General features: G+C 72.8%; 8 protein-coding genes. 5 read left to right on the plus strand and 3 right to left on the minus strand.

Annotated features, from left to right (window positions below; all coding sequences use genetic code 11):
- Positions 1 to 389 precede the first annotated feature (389 nt).
- Positions 390 to 998 (plus strand): LmbU family transcriptional regulator, encoded by a 609-nt coding sequence (locus tag DEF28_RS23820; RefSeq protein ID WP_258862701.1) that lies wholly within the window; start codon positions 390 to 392, stop codon positions 996 to 998.
- Positions 999 to 1454: 456 nt separating this feature from the next.
- Here DEF28_RS23820 and DEF28_RS23825 read toward each other — a convergent pair whose 3' ends face one another.
- Together DEF28_RS23825 and DEF28_RS23830 are read right to left on the minus strand one after the other, a co-directional pair.
- Positions 1455 to 1685 carry a DUF2795 domain-containing protein gene (locus DEF28_RS23825; RefSeq protein ID WP_199493493.1) on the minus strand — a complete coding sequence of 77 codons (231 nt, stop codon included), beginning with the start codon at positions 1683 to 1685 and terminating at the stop codon, positions 1455 to 1457.
- A 58-nt stretch (positions 1686 to 1743) separates the two neighbouring features.
- A complete protein-coding gene (locus DEF28_RS23830; RefSeq protein ID WP_114400272.1) occupies positions 1744 to 2163 on the minus strand; it encodes a CBS domain-containing protein in 420 nt (139 codons plus the stop codon).
- Positions 2164 to 2408: 245 nt separating this feature from the next.
- On the opposite strand from DEF28_RS23830, the gene DEF28_RS23835 reads away from it, so the two are divergent.
- The 3 genes from DEF28_RS23835 to DEF28_RS23845 all read left to right on the plus strand — a co-directional run bounded on the left by DEF28_RS23835 (position 2409) and on the right by DEF28_RS23845 (position 6316).
- The gene (locus tag DEF28_RS23835) at positions 2409 to 2792 is read left to right on the plus strand and encodes a DUF3040 domain-containing protein (RefSeq protein ID WP_158562912.1); all 384 of its coding nucleotides are present in this window, start codon (positions 2409 to 2411) and stop codon (positions 2790 to 2792) included.
- 62 nt (positions 2793 to 2854) lie between these two features.
- Positions 2855 to 4462, plus strand: a complete 1608-nt coding sequence (gene ctaD, locus DEF28_RS23840; RefSeq protein ID WP_181874714.1) for an aa3-type cytochrome oxidase subunit I — start codon at positions 2855 to 2857, stop codon at positions 4460 to 4462.
- Between the two features lie 54 nt (positions 4463 to 4516).
- Entirely contained in the window at positions 4517 to 6316 is a 1800-nt protein-coding gene (locus DEF28_RS23845; protein ID WP_114400275.1) for a thiamine pyrophosphate-requiring protein, read from the plus strand.
- A 319-nt stretch (positions 6317 to 6635) separates the two neighbouring features.
- Here the strand turns inward: DEF28_RS23845 and DEF28_RS23850 are convergent, their stop codons facing one another.
- Positions 6636 to 7529: a polysaccharide pyruvyl transferase family protein gene (locus tag DEF28_RS23850; protein ID WP_114400276.1), complete on the minus strand. Its 894-nt coding sequence runs from the start codon at positions 7527 to 7529 to the stop codon at positions 6636 to 6638.
- 372 nt (positions 7530 to 7901) lie between these two features.
- Here DEF28_RS23850 and DEF28_RS23855 point away from each other — a divergent pair, with 372 nt between their 5' ends.
- The gene (locus tag DEF28_RS23855; RefSeq protein WP_114400277.1) at positions 7902 to 8795 is read left to right on the plus strand and encodes a gamma-glutamyl-gamma-aminobutyrate hydrolase family protein; all 894 of its coding nucleotides are present in this window, start codon (positions 7902 to 7904) and stop codon (positions 8793 to 8795) included.
- Positions 8796 to 8897: the final 102 nt, after the last annotated feature.

Raw genomic sequence — 8897 nt, forward strand, 5'->3', positions numbered from 1 at the left:
CTCCGGCGCCCGCCCGGCCGACCGGAAGAGCGGCACGGGACGGCGGCGAGCACCGTCCCGTGCCGCTCTTCCGGTCGGCCGGGCGGGCGCCGGAGGGCCGGACCCGCCGATCTCGCGATGGGCGGGTCGGCCGCCGCCGCGCCGCCGCATGGCGGGGTAATGCCGGACGGGAGGTAGTTGAACATTCATATTTAGTTTGCCGTCCCACTATCTCGGTCCCGGGCCGTCTGCGAATGAATGTCCGCTGTATGTCGTTGTGTTTGTGTGCCGGACGTGCTCCGAGTGAAGGAGGGATTTCGATTTCTGTGCACGAGCAGAAGTCTGCTGCCCAGCGAACGCAAGGCGATCTTCCCGGAAAGCGGCGAAGAATCGGAATCAACCCGAAGGCGCTGACACATCGGTCGGCCCTGCGGTTGCCGGAGCATCTCAGCCTTGAGGACTGGTTCCAGATCGGCCAGGAGATCACCATCATCTCCGATTCGTCCACCTGGTGGCTGGCCGACTGGCTGGTCTACGGGCAGGACAGGTATCCGGGTCTGTACCGAAAGGCCATTCGGGACACATCCCTGGACTACCAGACGCTCCGCAACTACGCCTGGATCGCGCGCAAGATCCCGCCGGAGCGCCGGCGGGCCAAGCTCAGCTTCCAGCACCACGCCGAGGTCGCCTCCCTGCCGGAGGCGGAGCAGAGCCTGTGGCTGGAGCGCGCCGAACGGGAGGGCTGGTCGAGGGCCCGGCTGCGCCGGGCGCTGCGGTTCGGGGTGGACCGGCAGGGTGCGGGGCGCGGCGCGGCGGCCCCGCGGCCGTTCACCGTGGAGGTGGCACCCGACCGGCGCGACCGGTGGGAGGCGGCGGCGGTCAAGGCCGGGCACTCCCTGGACGAGTGGGTGCTGCGGGCCCTCGACCGGGCGGCCGACGACGCGCTGCTCCTGGGTGAGGACGCCCCGGCCCTGCAGAGCGCGGAACTGGTGTTGCGGGAAGTGGCCGCCACGATATAGCGGCGGCCGCCACGGGCGGGGAGACCCCTGTTCCCGGGATCCCCGGCCCGATAATCGGATATTCGTGACGTATCTGACATATTCTGGCGCGCCCGAGGGGGACGGGGGTTTCGCGGTCCGCCATTCCCGCCGACGTGCGGGGACGCGGCGGGCGGCCGACGCGCTCACCGGAAGCCGTGTCGGTTCTCCCGGTGAATAGCTGTGGCCGCGTTACTGCTTTCCTGGATTTCGCGCCGCTCCGCACCGGCTATATGCCGCCGGTTCCGCGGGCGGCCACCGCGGGGCGGACGAATTCCGGGCCGCTGGTCCGGCAGGTTGACACGGCGCCCGGTCGCGGGGGACGCGTCCGGGCGGCCGGCCCCTCCGCCCCGCGGCCCGCCCGTCGAGAGGGCACGGCGCCGCCGGAGCGGACGGCGGCCGTGCCGTCCGCCCCGGCCTGCGGGACTCACCGCACTGTCAGCCGCCGGACTCCCCGGCGGCCTTGGCCACCGCCTTGCTGACCTCGTCGGGGCCGCCGTAGCGCTGGTCCGGGATCTTCTTGATCGCGTCGATGGTCTCGTCGTCGGCCTTCTGCTTCTTGGCGTAGTCGGCCAGTTCGTCCCTTGAGACCGGGTATTTCATTCCGGACAGCGCCTTCTGCACCTTGATGAACGTGGCCTGCGCCATCGCCGTCACCTTCTCTCTCACGTGTCCTGCCAAGCGCCCGCACGCCCACCGCGTACGGCGTCCAGCGCCGCGGGGCGGCTCACTTGTTGGGGCGCGCGCCGCTGATGTCGGCGAGGGCGGAGCGCGGGTCGCGCTGGCGCGCGAGGTCGCCGATCGAGATGACGCCGACCACGCGGTCGTTCTCGACGACGGGCAGCCGGCGCACGTGCTTGTCGCGCATCAGCCGGACCGCCTCCTCCTGGTCGGCGTCCGGGCTGACCGTGGTGAGCTGCGGACTGCACACGTCGGCGACCCGCTCCTGCTCCAGATCCTTGCCGGCGGCCACGCACCGCACCACGATGTCCCGGTCGGTCACGACCCCCTTGGGGGTCTCGCCCTCGGTGACGATGACGTCGCCGATGTCGCGGTCCCGCATGATCCTCGCCGCGTCGTACAGTGACGCCTGCGGTGGAATCGTCGCCAGGTCGCTGCTCATGATGTCGCGGACCTTGTTCGCCATGTCGGCATCTCCCTCCACGCCCTGCCGAGGGGCCCGCCGGCGCCGTTGCCGGCGGGCCCGGCCGGTGATCCGTCGGCCCCCTACCAGCTCCGTCCGCCCTGAAACCCCGCCAACACCTGGGAACACGCCCTTTCCGGCATTTCGGAAAAGTGGTCGGCGGGCGTTAACGCGTGACACCCCGGGGTAGCTGGCCGCCCGGCGCGCCCACAGTCATGGCGCCGGAGACAGGGAGGGGGTGGCCGGCCATGCCGCTGTCGCGTTACGACCACGACCGGCTCCGGGAGATCGAGGCGAGGCTGACGGCGGAGGAGCCGGCGCTCGCGGAACGGCTCGCCCGGATCGGCACCGACCCGTGGGAGCCGGAGACCGAACCCGTCTCCCGCTGGCCCCTGGTGCTGGTGTGCACGGCGATCGCGCTCGCGAGCGTGCTGCTCGTCCTGGCGACCTCCCTCGGCGCACGGCCGGCCGACCACGCGCGTACCGCCCCCGCCCCGCCGGCGAGCGCCACGCCCGCGCCGGACCACCCGGCGCTCCCGGAGCCCAAGTCGGTGCGGACGGTACCGCCGCTCGGCAAGCCCGTGCCGCGCGAGACCGGCGAGCCGGGCGCCGGGGCGGAGGAGGTGTCATGACCGACGTCGGCCGCGTCCGCCGCGGCCCGCGGGCGGAGGCGGAGGGCCGTCCCGAGACGGGGATGGGCCGGATCATCGTCTCCTGGATCACCAGCACCGATCACAAGGTGATCGGCTACATGTACATCATCACGGCGTTCGCGTTCTTCCTGTTCGCCGGCGTGCTGGCGATGCTGATCCGCGCGGAGCTGCTGTACCCGGGCCTGCAGGTGGTCAACAACGAGCAGTACAACCAGCTGTTCACGCTGCACGGCACGATCATGATGCTGCTGTTCGCCACCCCGCTGTTCGTGGGGTTCGCCAACGTGATCGTGCCGCTCCAGATCGGCGCGCCCGACGTCGCGTTCCCGCGGATGAACATGTTCGGGTACTGGCTGTTCCTCTTCGGCGGGCTGATGGTGGCCGGCTCCTTCCTGACCGCCGGCGGGGCGGCCAGCTTCGGCTGGTTCGCCTACACCCCGCTGTCCGACGTCGTCCGCTCACCCGGTCCCGGCGGCAACCTCTGGGTCCTCGGCCTCATCGTCTCCGGCCTGGGCACCATCCTCGCCTCCGTCAACTTCCTGACCACGGTGTTCGCGATGCGGGCGCCGGGCATGACGGCCTTCCGCATGCCGATCTTCACGTGGAACGTGGTGTTCACCGGCGTCCTGGTGCTGCTCGCCTTCCCGGTACTGACGGGCGCGCTGGCCGCGCTCGCCGCGGACCGCCTCCTCGGCGCGCACGTGTACGACCCCGAGCACGGCGGAGCCATCCTCTGGCAGCACCTGTTCTGGTTCTTCGGCCACCCCGAGGTGTACATCATCGCGCTGCCGTTCTTCGGGATCATCACCGAAGTCATCCCGGTCTTCGCCCGCAAGCCCCTGTTCGGCTACAAGGGGATGGTCGCGGCCACCATCGCCATCACCGGGCTGTCGATGACGGTGTGGGCGCACCACATGTTCGCGACGAACGTGGTCCTGCTGCCGTTCTTCTCGTTCATGTCCTTCCTGATCGCGGTGCCCACCGGGATCAAGTTCTTCAACTGGATCGGCACCATGTGGCGGGGGCAGCTCACCTTCCCCAGCCCCATGCTGTTCGCCATCGGGTTCCTGGTGACCTTCCTGCTCGGCGGGCTGACCGGCGTGCTGCTGGCCTCGCCGCCGATCGACTTCCACGTCACCGACAGCTACTTCGTGGTGGCGCACTTCCACTACGTCGTGTTCGGCACCGTGGTGTTCGCGATGTTCTCCGGCTTCTACTTCTGGTGGCCCAAGTTCACCGGGCGCATGCTGCACGACGGGCTCGGCAAGTGGCACTTCTGGACGCTGTTCCTCGGCTTCCACGGCACGTTCCTGGTGCAGCACCTGCTCGGCGCGATGGGCATGCCCCGCCGCTACGCCGACTACCTGCACAGCGACGGCTTCACCGCGCTGAACATGGTGTCGAGCATCGGGTCGTTCGTCCTGGGCGCCTCCACCCTGCTGTTCCTCTTCAACGTCTGGCACACGGCCCGGCGCGGCACGCCGGTGGAGGTGGACGACCCCTGGGGATACGGCAACTCGCTGGAGTGGGCCACGTCCTGCCCGCCGCCGCGGCACAACTTCCGCTCGCTGCCGCGCATCCGCACCGAGCGCCCGACCTTCGACCGCGACCACCCCCACCGGCCCGAGCGCGGCCGGGCCCCCGCGTGAGGGCGCCACCCGCGCGCACCGTCGTCCATCCGCCATCCGACCGAGGAGAGCACCATGACGCAGACCGTCGCCGAGCACCTCGTCCAGCGACTCCGCCACTGGGGGGTGCGCCGGGTCTACGGCTATCCCGGTGACGGCATCAACGGCATCCTGGCCGCGCTGGGCCGGCCGGGCGAGACCCTGGAGTTCATCCAGAGCCGGCACGAGGAGATGGCCGCGTTCGAGGCCGTCGGGCAGGCCAAGTTCGGGGAGGCGCCCGGCGTCTGCCTCGCCACCAGCGGACCGGGCGCCATCCACCTGCTGAACGGCCTCTACGACGCCAAGCTCGACCACGTGCCCGTGGTGGCGATCGTCGGACAGACGGCGCGCTCGGCGATCGGCGGGGCCTACCAGCAGGAGGTCGACCTGCAGACGCTCATGCAGGACGTCGCGGGCGGCTACGCCTGGACGGTCATGGTGCCCGAGCAGCTCCCCAACGTGCTGGACCGGGCGTTCAGGACGGCGGTGGCCGACCGCCGCCCGACCGTGGTGATCGTGCCGGGGGACCTGCAGGAGGAGGACTACCGGCCGCCGGCGCACGCGTTCAAGAACGTGCCGTCCAGCCGGCCCGGGCTGGCCGCGCCCACGGTCGCGCCGCCGGTGGAGGAGGTCCGGCGGGCCGCGGACGTGATCAACGCCGGGGAGCGCGTCGCCATCCTGGTCGGCCAGGGCGCACGCGACGCGCGGGCCGAGGTGCGCGAACTCGCCGAGGCCACCCGCGGCGGAGTGGCCAAGGCGCTGCTGGGCAAGGACGTGTTCGAGGACGACCCCGGGTACGTGACGGGTGCGATCGGGCTGCTGGGCACCCGGCCCTCCTGGGAGATGATGCGCGACTGCGACACACTCGTCATCGTCGGCTCGAACCTGCCCTACTCGCAGTTCCTGCCCGAGTTCGGCAAGCGGGCGGTGCAGATCGACATCGACCCCCGGATCATCGGGATGCGCTACCCCACCGAGGTCAACCTGGTCGGCGACGCGGCGGCCGCGCTGCGCATGCTGCTGCCGCTCCTGGACCGCCGCCCCCGCGACCGCGCCCGGCGCCGGTGGCGGGAGACCATCGAGCGCAACGTACGGCGCTGGTGGGACACCCTGGAGCGGCAGGCCGTGCTGGACGCCGACCCGGTGAACCCGATGCGGATCTTCCACGAACTCGCGCCGCAGCTGCCGACGAACGCCATGATCACCTCCGACTCCGGTTCCGCCGCGAACTGGTACGCCCGGTTCATCCGGATGCGCGGGGAGATGCGCGGCACGCTCTCCGGCACGCTGGCCACGATGGGCTGCGGGGTGCCCTACGCGATCGGCGCGAAGTTCGCCCACCCCGACCGGCCGGCGGTGGCCCTGGTCGGCGACGGCGCCATGCAGATGAACGGGCTCGCCGAGCTGATCACGATCGCACGCTACTACCCGCGCTGGACGGACCCCCGGCTGGTGGTCTGCGTGCTGCACAACAACGACCTCAACCAGGTGACGTGGGAGGAGCGGGCCATGACCGGCTCGCCCAAGACGTCGTTCTCCCAGGACCTGCCCGACATCGGGTACGCGGCCTTCGCCACCGCGATCGGGCTCACCGGCCTGGAGATCGACGACCCCGACCGGCTCGCGCCCGCGTGGTCCCGCGCACTGGCGGCCGACCGCCCGGTCGTGCTCGACGTCCGCTGCGACCCGAACATCCCGCCGATCCCGCCGCACGCCGACTTCGACCAGATCCGCGACACCGCCAAGGCCCTGGCCCTCGGCGACCCCGACCGCGCCGCCGTCGCGACGAAGGGCGCCCGTACGAAGCTGCGCGAGCTCATTCCGCTCCGCCTCTGAGCACGGCGGCCGTCGGCGGGACCGGACCCGGTCCGGTCCCGCCCTGGGGCGCGGTGGACACGTCGGGGCCCGGCGCCTCTGCCACGTCCAGCGGCGCGTTCCGGGCGCGGGGCCGGCCGGGGGCGGCCAGGGTCTCACCGCGGCTGGGACCGTGCGGGTCGCCGTCGCGTCGGGGCATGCGGCCATCGGGGGCGCGCGGGGAATTCGGACCTGCGCGTGTGGTGCCGTGATCGGGCGCCACCGGTTGATCCGTGCTCCGGCCGGGCGGCCGCTGGCTGCTTACGGCCGCTGGCCAGGGCAGCCGCCCCCCCGTCGGGCGCTAGCGGCGCAGGTCCCGCAGCAGCTCCGCCACCACCGGCCCGCCGCCGTCCAGCGGCCGCCGCAGCAGGTCGAGCCGTTCGCGGGCGGCGGGGGAGCGGCACCACCGCCACAGCTCGTCCAGCCGCTCCCGCGGTGGCGCCTCCCCGGCGCGGGGAACGACGGCCACCGGCCACTCCCAGGCCCGGCCCTGCGAGCGGACCTTCGCGCCTCCCGCCACCGGGTCCACGGCGAGCGCGGGCACCCCGTTGCGCAGCGCGAGCACCAGGCCGTGCAACCGGGTCGTGACCACCAGGTCGACCCGCCGCACCAGCGCGTCGAACTGCGGCAGCGTCGCGCAGTGCCGCCAGTCGTGCCGGTCCAGCCGGGTGTCCAGGGGAACCCGGGCGCAGTCGCGGGCGGTGAGCCACGCGGCGAGCCGCCGGTGCACCGCCTCGTGCCCGGATCGCACGCCGTACTCCGGCTGCTCCGGAGCCGCCGTCACCCCCACGACGGGCACCGCGCCCCCGCGCGGTGCCGCGTGCGCGAGGTCGGGCATCGCCGCCGCTCCGGGCCGGTCGCGCGCGATGACCCGGTGGAATCCGCGCACGGCGGGGTCGTCGGGGTCGACGACCGAGACCCCCGCGGCGATCCGCCGGCAGCGTGCGTAGCGCTCGTGCAGCGCGCGCACCTGCCCGCCGTGGGCCGGACCGCAGACGAACAGCAGGTGGCTGTAGTGCTCGGCGGCGGCGTCCTCCAGCCGTAGACCGTCGGGCCGGAAGGCCGGGCTCCACGCGACGTCGCAGGCCAGGCCGGCGCCGCGCAGCGCCGCCGCCACGGTCGCCGCGCTCCCCACGTCGCCGGCGGTGGCCTCGCCGTGCAGGAAGGAGAACCATCCGGTGATGAGCACCCGCATGGCCGTGCGTCTACCCGCCACAGGCCCGAGTAACGGGACGTACGCCCGGGGCCGCCACCGGGACGGGCCGAGTGCCCGCCGCCCGCCGGCCGGACCGTGTCGCTCGCCCGGTCGCCCGCTCGCCCGCGTGCCCTGGGGCCCCGGCGGCCAGGGCGGTGGCGGTCCGCGGGGCGGGTATGCCGGATGGCCGCTCGCATCGCGCGGCCGGGGAGGCCGCCGGGGCCGGCGACCGCGACGCGTGTTGCGTCCGGCGCCGCCCTCCCTCCGCAGGCGGGAGGGAGCTCTGCCCGCCCTGATCAGTGGCCGTCCAAAGGGCGTGCCCCGGAGGACTAGCATTGCCGGAATCGATCTTGTCTCGGAAAGGAACACGGCATGCCGGCGATCGGGGTCACAACAGCTCGGCTGACCACTGAGTACGTCGAGGGCTTCAGCCTGGAACTCCTCCAGGCCCGATCGCCGTACGTCGAGAAGTTCTTCCCGGCCGACGACGTCACCGTGCACCTCATTCCCGGAATCGGGGACACGGCCGAGAAGGCGGCCCTCTACCTCCGCCGCCTCGACGGGCTGCTGGTGACCGGCGGCAGCGACATCAACCCCGAGGCCTACCGCGCCCCCCGGGACCCGGCCACCGGCCGCGGCGACGCCCAGCGCGACGCCGCAGAGCTGGCGCTCACCAAGGAGGCGGAGCGGCGCGGGATGCCGGTGCTCGGCATCTGCCGGGGCATGCAGATCCTCAACACGCACCGCGAGGGCACACTGCACCAGCACCTGCCCGACGTCGTCGGCACCGACATTCACCAGGCGTCCTCGACGCGCTTCTCTGAGCACCCGGTCACCCTGGACGAGGGCAGCGCCCTCGCACGCGCCACCGGGCAGTCGCGCGTCACCGTCAAGACCTACCACCACCAGGGCATCAAGGACCTCGGCACCGGACTGCGCCCGGTGGCCTGGGCCGAGGACGGCATCATCGAGGCCGTCGAGACCAGCGGAGCGAAGGGCCGGCAGCCGGGAAAGTGGGCCGCGATGGGGGTGCAGTGGCACCCGGAGGCGGGCGAGGGCGACGTCCACCGCGCGCCCTTCACCTGGCTGGCCGAACGCGCCCGAGAGTACGAACGGAGGGCGGCCGGCCATCCCACGCGCTCGCGCTACGCCGGCCAGGGGGCCACGCTGCGCACGGCACTCGGCAGGCGGGCGGCGTCCCCGAACGCCGCTTCCCCGTGGCGGGCCCACCAACGCTTCATCCAGCGCCGCGGCGCCGCGCAGTAGCAGCGGCCAGGGCCGGCACGGTCACGGCCGCGCCGCCGCCCGCGTCCAGCGCAGCACCGGGGGACGAGCCCACCGCCCGGCCGGACTCGCCCCCACAGAGTC

The organism is Marinitenerispora sediminis (assembly GCF_003336425.1).
Taxonomy (GTDB): domain Bacteria; phylum Actinomycetota; class Actinomycetes; order Streptosporangiales; family Streptosporangiaceae; genus Marinitenerispora; species Marinitenerispora sediminis.

Excerpts from the sequence above, each read along its gene's own strand:
- DEF28_RS23830 (WP_114400272.1), bottom strand. The coding sequence starts at position 2,163 with ATGGCGAACAAGGTCCGCGACATCATGAGCAGCGACCTGGCGACGATT.
- DEF28_RS23835 (WP_158562912.1), top strand. The coding sequence starts at position 2,409 with ATGCCGCTGTCGCGTTACGACCACGACCGGCTCCGGGAGATCGAGGCG.
- ctaD (WP_181874714.1), top strand. The coding sequence starts at position 2,855 with ATGGGCCGGATCATCGTCTCCTGGATCACCAGCACCGATCACAAGGTG.
- DEF28_RS23845 (WP_114400275.1), top strand. The coding sequence starts at position 4,517 with ATGACGCAGACCGTCGCCGAGCACCTCGTCCAGCGACTCCGCCACTGG.
- DEF28_RS23850 (WP_114400276.1), bottom strand. The coding sequence starts at position 7,529 with ATGCGGGTGCTCATCACCGGATGGTTCTCCTTCCTGCACGGCGAGGCC.
- DEF28_RS23855 (WP_114400277.1), top strand. The coding sequence starts at position 7,902 with ATGCCGGCGATCGGGGTCACAACAGCTCGGCTGACCACTGAGTACGTC.